Below are 14,575 nucleotides of genomic sequence, written 5' to 3'. Positions count from 1 at the left end.
TGGCCGTGCCGCGCGACATCGAAGCGGAAGTGGGCCGTTTGAACGACGTCTTCCTGTACACGGTCGACGACCTGGGCAAGGTCGTGCAGACGGGCCTGGAAAGCCGGCAAGCGGCCGTGGCGCAAGCCGAATCCATCATCGAGACGCGCGTGCAATCGTTCATGAGCTGGGTCGACGACCGCGCCATGGTGCCCGTCATCCAGCATTTGCATGAAAACAGCGAAGCGCTGCGCCTGATGGAAGTGGAACGGGCGCGCAAAATGCTGGCCAAGGGCGCCGATATCGACGCCGTCCTGGAAGCGCTGTCAAAAGGCTTGACGGCCAAGTTCCTGCACGGTCCGCAGCAGGCGCTGCACCACGCGCAAGGCGACGAGCGCAAGCAGCTCGTCACCCTGCTGCCGAAACTGTTCCGCCCCCGCCGTTAGCGCAGCCCCGCTGGCCGCCCGCGCGGCCACCCCCTGCCCGCCTGCCGGGCCTGCTTCATCCCCACACTCTTTTACCGCGAATCGCTATGAAACCATCCATGCTGGCCAAACTCGATCAACTGGCGAACCGCCTGGTCGAACTCGACGAACTGCTGATGCATCCGGACGCCACGTCGAACATGGACAGCTACCGCAAGATGACGCGCGAGCACGCCGAACTGGGCCCGCTGGTGGCCCTGTACCGTTCCTACCAGGAAGCGGGCAATGATATTACGACGGCGCAAGAGATGCTGGGCGATCCCGACATGAAGGAATTCGCCCAGGAAGAAATCGAAGCGGCCAAGGCCACCATGGCGCGCCTCGAACGCGAATTGCAGACCATGCTGCTGCCGAAGGACGTCAATGACGAACGCAATATCTTCCTGGAAATTCGCGCCGGCACGGGCGGCGATGAATCGGCCCTGTTCGCCGGCGACCTGCTGCGCATGTACACGCGTTTTGCCGAGCGCAACCGCTGGCAGGTGGAACTCGTGTCCTCGTCCGATTCCGACCTGGGCGGCTACCGCGAAGTGATCGTGCGCGTGGTGGGCAATGGCGCGTATTCGAAACTGAAATTCGAGTCGGGCGGCCACCGCGTGCAGCGCGTGCCGGCCACGGAAACGCAGGGCCGCATCCACACGTCCGCCTGCACGGTGGCCGTGATGCCGGAAGCGGACGAGGTGGAAGACGTCAACATCAACCCGGCCGACTTGCGCATCGACACCTACCGCGCCTCGGGCGCCGGTGGACAGCACATCAACAAGACGGATTCGGCCGTGCGCATCACCCACTTGCCGACCGGCATCGTCGTGGAATGCCAGGATGACCGCAGCCAGCACAAGAACAAGGCGCAGGCGATGAAAGTGCTGGCCGCGCGCATCAAGGACGTGCAGCTGCGCGAACAGCAGTCGAAGGAAGCGGCCACCCGCAAGAGCCTGATCGGCTCGGGCGACCGCAGCGAGCGCATCCGTACTTACAATTTCCCGCAAGGCCGGCTGACGGACCACCGCATCAATCTGACCTTATATAAGCTCGACTTCATCATGGATGGGGATTTGACGGATTTGACGAATGCCTTGGCGGCTGAGCACCAGGCGGAGTTGCTGGCGGCGCTGGGCGACTAAATGCTGACGCCGTTGCGTCGGCTTACGCTGCGCTAAGCCGACCTACGCCGACCTATGCCGCAGTGGTAGGTCGGCTTGGCCCGCAGCGCGTAAGCCGACAGCTTTAAGTAGCGGCTAAGCAATAAAAATCCAGCCTTGTGCGAAAATGACCAGCTCGATTCCATCCACCTCACCGTGTCGCCCATGAAAAATTCACGCACCGTCCTCCTGTTGATCGCCGCCCTGTGTTTCCTGATGCTGGGCGTGGCCATGTATTTGCAGCATGCCATGAACATGGCGCCGTGCCCGCTGTGCGTGATCCAGCGCTACCTGTTCCTCGCCATCGGCATTGCCTGCCTGGCCGGCGCGGCGGCAAACAAACCGAAAATCGGCGCTGGCATCGGCTTGCTGGCGGCCCTGGGCGGCCTGGGCGTGGGCGCCAAGCATTTGTACGTGCTGGCCAACCCCGGCTTCTCGTGCGGCATCGACCCGGTGGAAACGGCGCTGAACAAGGTCTTCACGGCCGAACTCATGCCCTTCATGTTTGAATCGTATGGCGCCTGCGAAAGCGCTGGCGAACCGTTCTTCGGCCTGTCGATCCCGCAATGGGCATTCGCCTGGTTCGCCATCTTCGCCATCGCCATGCTGTGGACCTTGCTGCGCCGTCAGAAATAATTGAAAGCACCATGACAGAAACCTTGATTCCCGCCGGCAGCACTGTCGGCGCCCTGCAAATCCGTCCACTGCTCGATCCGCTCGACAACCGCATCCTGCTGGGCCACGCGCTGGGCCTGTCGCGCGTGAGCCTGATCACGCAATCGGAGCGCGTACTCACTCCCGCTGAAGCCGAACGTTTATCCGGCTTGCTGGCGCGCCGCCTGCAGGGCGAGCCGATCGCCTACATCGTCGGCCAGCGCGAATTTTTCGGCCTGCCGTTCGAAGTGAACGACGCCGTGCTGATCCCCCGCCCCGACACGGAAGTGCTGGTCGAACTGGCGCTTGAGCGATTGCCACCGGGCGGGCGGGTGCTCGACATGGGCACGGGCAGCGGCGCCATCGCCGTTGCGCTGGCGCATACGCGCCCTGACGCCGTCGTCACGGCCCTGGACGTCAGCAGTACGGCGCTGGCCGTGGCGCGCCGCAACGCCAGCGCCAACGGCGTCAACATCACCTTCATGGCCAGCGACTGGTTCGAAGCGCTGGGCACGGAAAAGTTCGACCTGATCGTCTCCAATCCCCCCTATATCGCCAGCGGCGACCGCCACCTGGCCGAAGGCGATTTGCGCTTCGAGCCGGCCGGCGCGCTGACCGACCATGCGGACGGCCTGTCGGCCCTGCGCAGCATCGTCTCCGGCGCCGCACGCCATTTGGCGACGGGCGCCTGGCTGCTGATGGAACACGGCTATGACCAGGCCGCATCCGTGCGCGGCTTGCTGGCCGACGCCGGCTACAACAAAGTGCAAAGCTGGCGCGACCTGGCCGGCATCGAAAGAGTCAGCGGCGCCCGCCTGGGCTGACGGCTGCCACCTGCGCAAAGCTTGACCCGGCAGCGCGCCAGATCCCCCCGCAGTTTGTTAAACTATCAAGCGAATTCCTGACCGAAGCGCCGTCCCCGTTGCCCGGGACGGACGCTGGCGACGCGGCGTTTTTTGGGCCGGCGCCGACGCATTTGCCAAAATTCGGTTAATCTCAGCACAAATTATTTATATGCTGCACAAGAAAGGAAGCTCAAATTGCCCAACCTGTTGACTCGCCGCCTGGCATTGCTGACCGAAGATGCCAACCGCGCGCTGCTGGGCGGCTTGCGCGGCATCGAGCGTGAAACCCTGCGCGTCGACCACGCCGGCCATCTGGCTTCCACGCCCCACCCGGTAGCCCTGGGCTCGGCGCTGACGCACCCTGAAATCACCACCGACTACGCCGAAGCGCTGCTCGAATTCATCACCCCGGCCGAAGCCGACATCGGCGTCACGCTCGACAAGCTCGACACCGTACACCGCCATGCCTACAGCCGCCTCGGCGACGAGTTGCTGTGGAGCCAGTCGATGCCGTGCCAGCTGCCGCCCGAAGCGGACATCGAGATCGCCAACTACGGCACGTCGAACATGGGCATGCTCAAGCATGTCTACCGGCGCGGCCTGGCCTTGCGCTACGGCAAAGCCATGCAATGCATCGCCGGCATCCATTACAACTACTCGCTGGACGAACAGCTGTGGCAAGTGCTGGCCAGCAACCCGGACACCAGCGCCAGCCCCACGCAGGCGGTGGCCACGCCGAAAGACGTGCAGTCGGAAAGCTATCTGGCGACGATCCGCAATTTCCGCCGCTACAGCTGGCTCCTGATGTATCTGTTCGGCGCGTCGCCGGCCCTGTCCGCCGGTTTCCTGCGCGGCCGCGCGCACAAGCTCGAGACCTTGTCTGACGACACTCTGTTCCTGCCCTACGCCACCAGCCTGCGCATGAGCGACCTCGGCTACCAGAACGATGCCCAGTCCGGCCTGCGCCCGCACGAAAACAGCCTGGAAGACTACGTCAACGCGCTCACGCACGCCGTCAACGACCCGTATCCGCCGTACGAAGCGCTGGGAACCAAAAAAGATGGCGAGTGGATTCAGCTGTCCACCAACGTGCTGCAGATCGAAAATGAATACTATTCGACCATCCGCCCGAAACGCGTGATCCGCACGGGCGAGCGCCCGATCCAGGCCCTGTGCCTGCGCGGCGTGCAATACATCGAAGTGCGCTGCATGGATGTCGATCCGTTCGAACCGGTCGGCATCAGCCTGGAAACGGGCCGCTTCCTCGACGCCTTTTTGCTGTTCTGCGCGCTCGACGACAGCGGTCCCATCTCGGCCGAGCAAAGCGCCTGCTACACAAACAATTTTGCGCGCACCGTCAAGGAAGGCCGCAAGCCGGGCCTGACCCTGCGCCGCGATGGCGAGGAAATCAGCTTGCAGGCCTGGGGCGAGGAATTGCTGGCACGCATCGCCCCCGTGGCGGCCCTGCTCGACTCTCGCCATGGCGGCACGCAGCACGCGGACAGCCTGGCGGCGCAAGCCGTCAAACTGGCCGACCCCGATGCGACGCCATCGGCCAACGTCTTGGCCGAGCTGCGCGCCAATGGCGGCTCGTTTGCCGCCTTCGGCCTGCGGCAAAGCGAACGCCATGCGGCGTTTTTCCGCGCGCATCCGCCAACATCGGAACAAAGCGCGTATTTCGACGAAATGGCCGCCAGCTCGCTGGCCGAGCAGCGCGCCATGGAAGCGGCGCCAGCCGGCAGCTTCGACGATTTCGTCGCCGCCTACCGCGCCAGCACCCTGTGCTCGCACACCTGATCCTGCCTGACTTCCTGCCAGGCGCCCCATGCTGACCTTCTACAATGAATTGCACGGCCAGCATCGGGGCCGTTTCGAATGGTTTCGCGGCGCCATGGTGCCGTGCTTCGAGGCACCGGAACGGGCCGACATGGTGGTGGCCGAGCTGGGACGGCGCAACCTGGGCCGCATCGTCACGCCCCACGGCGTGCCGCTGACCTCGCTCGAGCGCATCCACACGCCCCGTTACCTGCATTTTTTGCGCCACGCCTGGCACGACTGGCTGGCGCTCGACCCCGACAACGCGGGCAAGGACGCCTTGCCATCCGTGTGGCCCGTGCGCACCTTGCGCAGCGACATCGAACCGGACGACTTCACGGCCAAGCTGGGCCTGTACTCGATGGACAACGGCACGCCGCTGACGGCCGGCACGTGGACGGCGGCCAAGACGGGCGCCGACTGCGCCGTCAACGCGGCCCACGCACTGCGCCTGGGCGAGCGGGCCACGTTCGCCCTGACGCGCCCGCCGGGCCACCACGCGGGCAGCGACTTTTTTGGCGGCTACTGTTTTCTCAATAACGCGGCCCTGGCCGCGCAGCATCTGCTCGACGACGGTGCCCGCAAGGTCGCCATCCTCGATATCGATTACCACCACGGCAACGGCACGCAAAGCATCTTTTACCAGCGCGACGACGTGCTGTTCGCCTCCCTCCACGCCGACCCGCGCAATGAGTATCCGTTTTATCTGGGCCACGCCGACGAGACGGGCAGCGGCGCGGGGCTCGGCTACAACGTCAACCTGCCGCTGCCGGCCGGCAGCACCACGGCCAGCTGGTTCGCCGCGCTGGAAACGGCCTGCCTGCGCATCAAGATGTATGCGCCCGACGCGCTGGTGGTCTCGCTCGGTGTGGATACTTTCGCTGGCGACCCGCTGTCGCACTTCGCCTTGCAAAGCGGCGACTACCTGCGCGTGGGCGAGCGCCTCGCGCATTTGAATTTGCCCACCGCCTTCATCCTCGAAGGCGGCTATGCGGTGAAGGAAATCGGCATCAATGTCGTCAATGTGCTGGAAGGTTTTGAGACGGCGGAGTAATTCTGGGGTCAGACCCTCAACACCGCTAACGCACAACTTGGCGCCAACGCATACGGGGGTCTGACCCCGGCGTTACATATTCCGGAACAAGGCCATGAACGGCTGGCTCACGGCCAGGGTTTCCGGCCGCGTCTTCAGGCGCAAGGCGCCGCGGCCCACCTCGTCGCGCGTGACCGACGCCACCATCTTCATGTTGACGATGGTGGAGCGGTGGATCTGCTTGAAGATGGCCGGATCGAGCACGTCGAGCAGTTCGCGGATCGGCTTGCGCAGCAGCGCCTCGCCCTCGGCCGTCATGACGGCCGTGTACTTGGTGTCGGACTGAAAATAGGCGATGTCTTCCACCATGATCAACCGCGTATCCTTGCCGCTGCTGGCCGTCAGCCACACCAGCGGCGGCGACTTGGCGGCCGCCGGCAAAGCACTGCTCAATTGCTGCAGCAGGCCGGCCAGCGCGCCGTCGCCCGCACGGGTCTTGCCGGCCCGCGCCTGCACGCGCTGCAAGGTCGCCTGCAGGCGCTCGCGTCCGATCGGTTTCAACAGATAATCGACGGCGCCCTTGTCGAAGGCGTCGATCGCGTACTGGTCGTAGGCCGTGACGAACACCACCTGCGTGGCGGGACTCGCGTCGAGCACGCCGGCCGCCACTTCCAGCCCCGTCAGGCCCGGCATGCGGATGTCGAGGAAGGCGACGTCGGGCTTGTGCGTGGCGATGGCCTCGAGCGCCGTGCCGCCGTCGTCGCAGGCGGCGACGATGCGCAAGCAGGGCCACTCCTCGGCCAGCAGGGCCACCAGCGCATCGCGCAGCAGGGTTTCATCTTCGGCGATGACGCAAGTCATCTCAGGCTGATGCATGGGACACTCCTTGCGCCGTACTGTCGGGCACCGTGATGGTGGCCGTCACGCCATCGGGGAAATTGGCGACGATGGCAAACGCGGCGGTATTGCCGTAAGTCAGGCGCAGGCGTTCGCGCACATTGCGCAGGCCGATGCCCGTGCCGGCGCCGTCGTCGCTGAACCCCTTGCCGTCGTCGGCCACCGTGACGATCACCGTGCCATTGCCGCTGCGCGCCATGATCCAGATGGTGCCGCCGCCGCTTTTCGGCTCCAGGCCATGCTTGATGGCGTTTTCCACCAGGGTTTGCAACATCATCGGCGGCAGCTCCGCCTGGCGCAGGTATTGCGGCACTTCGATCTGCAGGTTCAGGCGCCCGCCCATGCGGATTTTCAGGATGTCGAGGTAGGCGCGCGCCCGCTCCAGCTCCGTGCCCAGGGTCGACATGGCTTGCTCCGTGCGCGGCAGCGAGTGGCGCAGGTACAAAATCAGGTTGCCCAGCATCTCGTCGGCGCGCACGGGGTCGCTGCGCGTGAGCAGCTGCGCGCTGGCCAGGGTGTTGTACAGGAAGTGCGGTTCCACCTGCGCATGCAGCAGGCTCAGCTTGGCCACCGTGAGTTCCTTTTCCGTCACCGTCTGGCGCGCCTCGGCCTGCTCACCGCGCCGGCGCTGCGCCACGCGGCGCGTCATCGCCCGCGTCACCGCTTCCGCGTTTTCCAGGTTGCTGCCATGGTCGACGAGGAACCAGTCCGTCCACGCGTTGCGCGCCGGTTCGCAGATCAGGGTCACGCTGCCCGCTTCGCCATTCGGCGTGACGGTGGCGAGGATCTGGTTCGGCCGCGGCTCAAGGAAGCCCAGCAGGCGCATGCGCGGCAAGCCCGTGTGCGTATAGGGCGCCGCGCGGCGCACTCTAGCCTGCACCTGCAGGCTGTCACGCGCGCTTTCGACCACTTCGCTGCCCGGCAGTTCGCGGATGGCCGCGTCGATCATGTCGAACGCCTCACCCGCCTCGAACGGAATCTCGATCTGGCGCCGCTGGCGGCTCGACAGGGTGCCGGCGTTGACGGTGCCGGCGATCAGGCGCACGCGCCGCACGTGCGAAAACGCATTCGTGATGACGGCGCTGGCCAGCAGCGCGCCAACGATGACAAAGAAGCCTTCCGTGTGCCCGAAGATATAGCGCAAGAAATTCTCGACCAGGATCGCCGTGGCGATGATGTAGGCGACCATCGTGGCCACGGTGATGCGCAGGATAAAGAAGAGGCTAGTCATGATTTTTCCTTGGGGTGTGAAGTGGAGCCAAGCATAACCATCGGCCCCACCGGCGGTGGCCATTATGCGATGGAAGCCCGGTAGTGGCGACAAAGGCATCAAAATAAAGCATCAATCCGCACCACCCCGAAATAAAATCGCTTGCAATTAAATAGTGCGCGATATATATTGTGTACATGGACGCCGGCAAGTGCTTCTGCAGACGGGGATCCTGGGGCGACAGCCCACGAAACAAGTAGCACACTATTTAGTCGTTAACTATTTAACTCACCGAGGAAAACCATCATGTCGATCAAACAAGTCCTGTACCGCGCTCAAGCTACCGCCACCGGAGGCCGCGAAGGCCGTGCCGTATCGTCCGACAATGTGCTGGACGTCAAGCTGACCACGCCAAAAGAACTGGGCGGCAATGGCGCCGTCGGCACCAATCCGGAACAACTGTTTGCCGCCGGCTACTCGGCCTGCTTCATCGGCGCCATGAAATTCGTCGGCGGCCGCGACAAGATCGCCGTGCCAGCGGATCTGTCGATCGAAGGCAACGTCGGTATCGGCGCCATCGACACGGGCTTCGGCATCGAAGTGGAACTGAAAATCTCGCTGCCAGGCATGGAACGCGCCGCCGCCGAAGCGCTGGTCGCCGCCGCCCACATCGTCTGCCCGTACTCGAACGCCACGCGCGGCAACATCGACGTGACCTTGACCATCGTTTAATGCATCACTGACGCGATTGTCCATCCATCCCCGGCCGCGCCATCAGGCGCCGTCGGGGATATTTTTTTTAGCGCAGCGCCTGCAGCAGCTTGTCCGCCAGGGCCGGCGCCGAGGCGGGATTCTGTCCCGTGATCAGTTCGCGGTCGACCACCACGTTGCTGCTCCACGGCGCCTGGTTCTGCACATACTGCGCGCCGGCCGCCTGCAAGCCCGACTGCGGATAGAACTTCATCGTTCCGCCCTGCAGCGCGCCCTGCGCCGCCAGCTCTTCCTGATTGCTGATCACCGTCATGCGGTAGCCGCTGTAGATCCAGTGCGCCGGGGTGGGCGGCGTGCGGCCCGCTTCCAGCGCGGCCGCAAACGCTGCCGCCTGCGGCAAGGCCGACAGCAAAGCGATGGGGCCATGGCACAGCAGCGCCGTCGGCTTGCCGTCCGCGTGGAACTGGCGCAGCAAGGCGCCCAGGCTGGCATCCTTCAACAGATCCTGCATCGGCGCGTGGCCGCCCGGCACCAGCACGGCCGCGTAGTGGCCATAGCCGATCTGCTCCACGCGCTTCAGGCTGATCACGGGCGAGCGGCCCGGCACCGTCAGCGCCAGCTGGTCCAGCAGCGCCTTGTGCGCCGCGTGTGCGGTGGCGTCGCCGCCAAAGTAGTCGACCGTATCCGAGCTGGCGTCCAGCGTGGGCGCCTGGCCCTGCGGCGTGGCAAACGTCACCGTGTGGCCCGCGTCGAGCAGCTTTTTCACGGGCTGCATCAATTCATTCAGATAAAAGCCCGTCGGGAAGACCTTGCCGTCGCGCAGGTCAAGGTGATTGGCGTCCGACAGCACGACGAGGACCTCGGCCGCCTGGGCGGTGGAAAAGGCGGCGAGCAACAGGCTGCTGATCAGTAATTTTTTCATGGTGTGGCCTTTCTGTAGAGAGGTCACCAGCATATTCCGAATCAAAATACGGAAAAATGATGAATAATGCACAGCACTGATGCAAAATAAGACCGAATAGAAGCGCCGAATAGGAATGAAATGGACAAATTGCAGGCGATGCAGCTGTTTCGCCGCGTGGCCGAGCTGGGCAGCTTTCGCCGCGCCGCCGATGAACTGGACCTGTCGGCCTCCTATGTGAGCCGGCGCATCGGCCAACTGGAGCAGGAACTGGGCGGGCGCCTGATGACGCGCACCACGCGCCAGCTGGCCCTGACGGAAACGGGCGCCGCCTACCTCGAGCACTGCCGCAAGCTGCTCGACGAACTGGCGCAGGCGGAAGACATGGTGGCGCACTCGACGGCGCACGTGACGGGCCGCCTGCGCATCAACGCGCCGCTGACCTTGGGCGTGGGCGAACTGGCCGAAGGCCTGGCCGATTTCATGGCCGACTGGCCGGCCTTGCGCCTGGATGTCGACCTGAAGGATGAATACGTGGACCTGGCGGCGGCCAACTACGACCTGGGCTTTCGCGTCACCACCGCGCTCACCGATTCGAGCTACGTGGCGCGCCACATCCACGACTACCGCCTGCACATCTGCTGCGCGCCGGCCTACCTGGAACGCCACGGCCCCTTGCGGGAAGCCACGGACCTGACGCGCCAGCGCTGCTTCATCTACAGCCACGCCTTGTTCGGCAGCCGCTGGCCGCTGCGCCATGCGGGACCGCACAGCGACATCGAAGTGCCGAACTGGGTGCGCACGAACAACACCCTGTTCATGCGCAGCCTGATCCTGCGCGGCCTGGGCATCGGCATCCTGCCCACCTTCGTCTGCCGCGAGGAACTGGCCAGCGGCGCCCTGGTCGAGCTGTTCCCGGAAGTGGAGCGCCCCAGCCTGGCGCTGTTCGCCATCTATCCGTCGCGCCAGCTGGTGGCGCCCCGCGTGACGCGCTGCATCGAGCACCTGAAGCAGTGGTATGCGCAGCGCTATCCCGCGCCAGCGGTCTGAAGCCGGTAAAATCATGGCCACTCTCAATCAAGGATGACCCATGATCAGCTGGCAATGGAATACGTTCGACGAACTCGGCCCCCACGATTTGTACCAGGTGCTGGCCTTGCGCCAGCGCGTGTTCGTCATCGAACAGCAGTGCATTTATCCGGACCTGGACGGCCATGACCAGCAAGCCATGCATTTGCTGGGCTGGCAAACGGTCGATGGCCAGCGCCGGCTGGCCGCCTACCTGCGCGTGCTGGCACCGGGCGCCAAGTATGTGGAAATGTCGCTGGGCCGCGTGCTGACGGCGCCCGAGGCGCGCACCACGGGCGCCGGCAAGCAGCTATTGCTTGAGGGCATCGCGCGCGCCGAACGCCAGCACCCCGGCCACGCCATCCGCATCGGCGCGCAGCAGTACCTCGAACGCTTCTATCAATCCTTCGGCTTTGTCACCGTCAGCGCACCGTACGACGAAGACGGCATTGAGCACGTCGACATGCTGCGCGCGGTGGAGCAACCCGCATGACGACGGCCCTGATTTCCTGGAGCGGCGGCAAGGATTCCTGCCTGGCCCTGTGGCGCGCGCGCAACGCCGGCATGGCCGTTCCCCTGTTGATCACGGCCATGGATGAAGACGGCCGCAAGTCGCGCTCGCACGGCGTGCCGCCCGAGCTGCTTGAGGCGCAGGCGGCCAGCCTGGGCGCACGCCTGCAGCGCTATCACGCCAGCTGGGCCAGCTACGAGGAACAATTCATCGCCATGCTGCGCGCGGCCAAGGCCGAGGGCATCGATCATGCGCTGTTTGGCGACATCGACTTGCAGCCGCACCGCGACTGGGAAGAAAAAGTCTGTGCGGCCGCCGGCCTGACGGCGCACCTGCCCCTGTGGGGCGGGGACCGCCGCGCGCTGGTCGACGAATTTCTCGCCGCCGGCTTCAAGGCCATCGTCGTGTGCATCAATGGCCAGCACCTGCCGCGCGCATTTTGCGGGCGCGAGTTCGATGCGTCCTTCCTTGCCGACCTGCCGCCCGGCGTCGACGCCTGCGGTGAAAACGGCGAATTCCACACCTTCGTCTACGACGGGCCCGCCTTCAGCGCACCGGTGGCGCTGCGCCGCACGCAGGTGCTGCAATATGACGCGCCAGCCAATCTGGGCGGCGCCACGTATTACTTCCAGGAACTGGCGCCCGCCTGACTCCACCGCAAAAGCAACAAGGGCGACTCCATGGAGTCGCCCTTTGTCCGTGCACCTTGCGCGTGCTTACTTTTTCTCTACTTTTCGCAGCGTGATGTCGAACACCAGGCCAGCGTAAGGCGGAATCACCACCGCACCCGTCGAATCACGGGTGCCGCCAACGCCATAGCCCAGGTCATACGGAATGAGCAGGCGGCGCGTGCCACCCTCTTGCATGCCGACCAGGCCACGGTCCCAGCCCAGAATCATTTTGCCGATACCCAGGACGAACGTAAAACTTTTGGGCGGGATTACCGTATCGAACTGCACGCCTTTGCCGTCCGGCTTGCTCGCGTCATACAGCCAGCCCGTGTACACCACCGTCAGGGTATCGCCCGCGGCGGCGGCCGTGCCGGTGCCTTTCACCAGGTCAGGAAAAATGAATTCTTTGACTTGCGTGTTCGGGTCAAGCACGACCGGCTTCTCGGTGTTGGCAGCAGCGCCGCAAGCGGTCAGGGCCACGGCGCAAGCGAGGGTGGCGATCATTTGAAATACCGATTTCATGGTTTCCCTTTAAATATTGGTGTGTGGCTAAGCCCGTACGGTGCGGACCGGTACGGGCTGGAGTTTAACAGGACTCGCGTAGCCCATTTGTAAGCAGACGTAAGCAGGGCAATAAATGTGTCTCGATGCAACGTTGACACAATATCTATATTTCCACCTGCGTGCCCAGTTCGATTACCCGGTTGCTCGGAATCTGATAATAGTCGGCCGCCGTGCGCGCATTGCGCGACATGGTGACGAACAGGTGCTCGCGCCACGGCATCATGCCGGCACCGGGCGTCGAGATGATGGTCTGGCGCGCGATGAAGAACGACGTCTCCATCATCTCGAAATCGAGTCCCTGCTGGGCGCACTGCGCCAGCGCGGATGGAATATCCGGTTCATCCTTGAAGCCGTAATGCACGTTGACCTGGTAGCACTGGTGGCCCAGGTCCACCACGCGCACGCGCTCCGATGGCGCCACCCACGGCTCTTCATGCATGAAAACGGTGAGGAAGATCACCCGTTCATGCAACACCTTGTTGTGCAGCAAGTTATGCAGCAGCGCATGCGGCACGCCATCCGTTTCGCCGCGCAGGAAGATAGCCGTGCCCGGTACGCGCAGCGGCGGCGCGATGAACAGCGACGAGAGGAAATCGTCGAGCGGGATCGCATGCTTTTCCAGGTTCTGGAACACCAGCTGGCGACCGCGCTTCCAGGTCAGCATGACGATGAACAAAATCGAGCCCAGCAGCAGCGGGAACCAGCCGCCATGGAACAGTTTCAGGGCAGTCGCCGACACCAGGTTGACGTCGATGATCAGGAAAAAGCCCGTGGCGGCCCAGCACAGGGCCAGGTTCATCTTCCAGCGGTAGCGGATGACGAAGAACGTCAGGATGGTGGTCGACAGCATCGTGGCCGTGACGGCGATACCGTAGGCGGCGGCCAGGTTTTCCGAAGAACCGAAGCCGATGACGGCGAGCAGCACCACGGCCAGCTGCAGCCAGTTCACGGCAGGGATGTAAATCTGCCCGATTTCGCTTTCCGACGTGTGGCGCACGCGCATGCGCGGCAAGAAGCCCAGCGCGATCGCCTGCTTGGTCATCGAGAAGGTGCCGGAAATGGTCGCCTGCGAGGCGATCACGGTGGCCATGGTCGATAAAATCACCAGCGGGTACACGCTCCACGCGCCCAGCTGCTGGTAAAACGGATTCGTGACGGCTTCGGGATGGGCCAGCAGCAGACCGCCCTGGCCCAGGTAGTTCAGCGCCAGCGCGGGAAAGGCGATCAGGAACCAGGCCAGGCGGATCGGCTTCTTGCCGAAGTGGCCCATGTCGGCGTACAGCGCCTCGGCGCCCGTCAGCGCCAGCACCACGGCGCCCAGGGCAACGAAGGCAACGAAGCCGTTATTCATCAGGAAAGTGGCCGCGTGCAGGGGATTGAGCGCGGCCAGGATGGCCGGCGACTTGATGATGTTGACCACGCCCATGCCGGCCAGCGCGGCAAACCACAGCACCATGATGGGGGCAAAATAGCGGCCGATGCCGGCCGTGCCATGCGACTGCACCGAGTACAGGGCCACCAGCACCACCATCGTCAGCGGCACCACATACGGACTGAAGGCGGGCGTGGCCACTTCCAGGCCTTCGATCGCCGACAGCACGGAAATGGCCGGCGTGATCACGCTGTCGCCATAGAACAGGGTGGCGCCGAAGACGCCGATCACCATCAGCGGGAAATGCCAGCGCGACAGGCGGCTGACGGACGACAGCACCAGCGCCATCAAAGCCATGATGCCGCCCTCGCCGCGGTTGTCGGCGCGCAGCACCAGGGTCACGTACTTGAGCGAGACGATCAGGGTCAGGCCCCAGAAGATCAGCGAGACGATGCCCAGCAGGTTCTCTGGCGAGAGCAGCAGGCCGTGGGCCGGGTCGAAGACCGTTTTGAGGGTGTACAGCGGACTGGTGCCGATATCGCCGTAAACGATGCCGACGGCCGCCAGGGTCATGCCGGCAAGGCCGCTTTTTTTATGTTCCGACGTCAAGATTGCACCCGTTTTTGTTTTGTTGCATCGCACAATATGATAGGTATTAGCAAATAGCAAGAGTATTTTTGCATGGTCCCGGGCTGCCCCAAAGTCGTGGTTTTATGC

General features: G+C 64.1%; 14 protein-coding genes and 1 pseudogene. 10 read left to right on the top strand and 5 right to left on the bottom strand.

Features of this window, described 5'->3' with window-relative positions:
* From HWE17_RS04140 to HWE17_RS04115, 6 genes and pseudogenes are all read left to right on the top strand, one after another.
* A pseudogene (locus tag HWE17_RS04140) lies at positions 1-425 on the top strand (glutamyl-tRNA reductase); the annotation flags it as partial.
* An 86-nt stretch (positions 426-511) separates the two neighbouring features.
* Complete coding sequence (gene prfA, locus HWE17_RS04135) at positions 512-1,588, top strand: peptide chain release factor 1 (RefSeq protein ID WP_035823601.1); 1,077 nt, start codon at positions 512-514, stop codon at positions 1,586-1,588.
* 135 nt (positions 1,589-1,723) lie between these two features.
* Positions 1,724-2,242: a disulfide bond formation protein B gene (locus HWE17_RS04130; protein WP_369681704.1), complete on the top strand. Its 519-nt coding sequence runs from the start codon at positions 1,724-1,726 to the stop codon at positions 2,240-2,242.
* Between the two features lie 11 nt (positions 2,243-2,253).
* Positions 2,254-3,084, top strand: a complete 831-nt coding sequence (gene prmC / locus HWE17_RS04125) for a peptide chain release factor N(5)-glutamine methyltransferase (protein WP_176387895.1) — start codon at positions 2,254-2,256, stop codon at positions 3,082-3,084.
* 216 nt (positions 3,085-3,300) lie between these two features.
* On the top strand, positions 3,301-4,902 hold the full coding sequence (gene gshA, locus HWE17_RS04120; RefSeq protein WP_176387894.1) for a glutamate--cysteine ligase: 1,602 nt from the start codon (positions 3,301-3,303) through the stop codon (positions 4,900-4,902).
* A gap of 28 nt (positions 4,903-4,930) precedes the next feature.
* Positions 4,931-5,974 carry a histone deacetylase family protein gene (locus HWE17_RS04115; RefSeq protein ID WP_176387893.1) on the top strand — a complete coding sequence of 348 codons (1,044 nt, stop codon included), beginning with the start codon at positions 4,931-4,933 and terminating at the stop codon, positions 5,972-5,974.
* Positions 5,975-6,046: 72 nt separating this feature from the next.
* Here HWE17_RS04115 and HWE17_RS04110 read toward each other — a convergent pair whose 3' ends face one another.
* Both HWE17_RS04110 and HWE17_RS04105 read right to left on the bottom strand, forming a co-directional pair.
* Positions 6,047-6,829, bottom strand: a complete 783-nt coding sequence (locus HWE17_RS04110) for a LytTR family DNA-binding domain-containing protein (RefSeq protein ID WP_099401154.1) — start codon at positions 6,827-6,829, stop codon at positions 6,047-6,049.
* Entirely contained in the window at positions 6,816-8,081 is a 1,266-nt protein-coding gene (locus HWE17_RS04105) for a histidine kinase (protein WP_035823591.1), read from the bottom strand. Before HWE17_RS04105 ends, HWE17_RS04110 begins: the two co-directional genes overlap by 14 nt.
* Before the next feature lie 285 nt (positions 8,082-8,366).
* On the opposite strand from HWE17_RS04105, the gene HWE17_RS04100 reads away from it, so the two are divergent.
* On the top strand, positions 8,367-8,792 hold the full coding sequence (locus tag HWE17_RS04100) for an organic hydroperoxide resistance protein (RefSeq protein ID WP_099377761.1): 426 nt from the start codon (positions 8,367-8,369) through the stop codon (positions 8,790-8,792).
* A gap of 67 nt (positions 8,793-8,859) precedes the next feature.
* Here the strand turns inward: HWE17_RS04100 and HWE17_RS04095 are convergent, their stop codons facing one another.
* Positions 8,860-9,693, bottom strand: a complete 834-nt coding sequence (locus tag HWE17_RS04095; protein WP_099401153.1) for a type 1 glutamine amidotransferase domain-containing protein — start codon at positions 9,691-9,693, stop codon at positions 8,860-8,862.
* Between the two features lie 120 nt (positions 9,694-9,813).
* On the opposite strand from HWE17_RS04095, the gene HWE17_RS04090 reads away from it, so the two are divergent.
* The 3 genes from HWE17_RS04090 to HWE17_RS04080 are packed head-to-tail and all read left to right on the top strand — an operon-like array spanning position 9,814 to position 11,901.
* On the top strand, positions 9,814-10,722 hold the full coding sequence (locus tag HWE17_RS04090) for a LysR family transcriptional regulator (RefSeq protein WP_099401152.1): 909 nt from the start codon (positions 9,814-9,816) through the stop codon (positions 10,720-10,722).
* A 40-nt stretch (positions 10,723-10,762) separates the two neighbouring features.
* Positions 10,763-11,233: a GNAT family N-acetyltransferase gene (locus HWE17_RS04085; protein ID WP_176387892.1), complete on the top strand. Its 471-nt coding sequence runs from the start codon at positions 10,763-10,765 to the stop codon at positions 11,231-11,233.
* Positions 11,230-11,901, top strand: a complete 672-nt coding sequence (locus tag HWE17_RS04080; RefSeq protein ID WP_176387891.1) for a diphthine--ammonia ligase — start codon at positions 11,230-11,232, stop codon at positions 11,899-11,901. The genes HWE17_RS04085 and HWE17_RS04080 overlap by 4 nt, the downstream gene beginning before the upstream one ends.
* Before the next feature lie 66 nt (positions 11,902-11,967).
* On the opposite strand, the gene HWE17_RS04075 is transcribed toward HWE17_RS04080, so the two are convergent.
* On the bottom strand, positions 11,968-12,444 hold the full coding sequence (locus HWE17_RS04075; RefSeq protein ID WP_099401149.1) for an FKBP-type peptidyl-prolyl cis-trans isomerase: 477 nt from the start codon (positions 12,442-12,444) through the stop codon (positions 11,968-11,970).
* A gap of 145 nt (positions 12,445-12,589) precedes the next feature.
* A complete protein-coding gene (locus HWE17_RS04070) occupies positions 12,590-14,467 on the bottom strand; it encodes a potassium transporter Kup (protein WP_035823576.1) in 1,878 nt (625 codons plus the stop codon).
* Positions 14,468-14,575: the final 108 nt, after the last annotated feature.

Origin of the sequence: Janthinobacterium sp. BJB401 (assembly GCF_013372745.1) — a bacterium.
Classification (GTDB): Bacteria; Pseudomonadota; Gammaproteobacteria; order Burkholderiales; family Burkholderiaceae_D; genus Janthinobacterium; species Janthinobacterium rivuli.
This window is presented reverse-complemented; position numbering and strand designations above follow the sequence as displayed.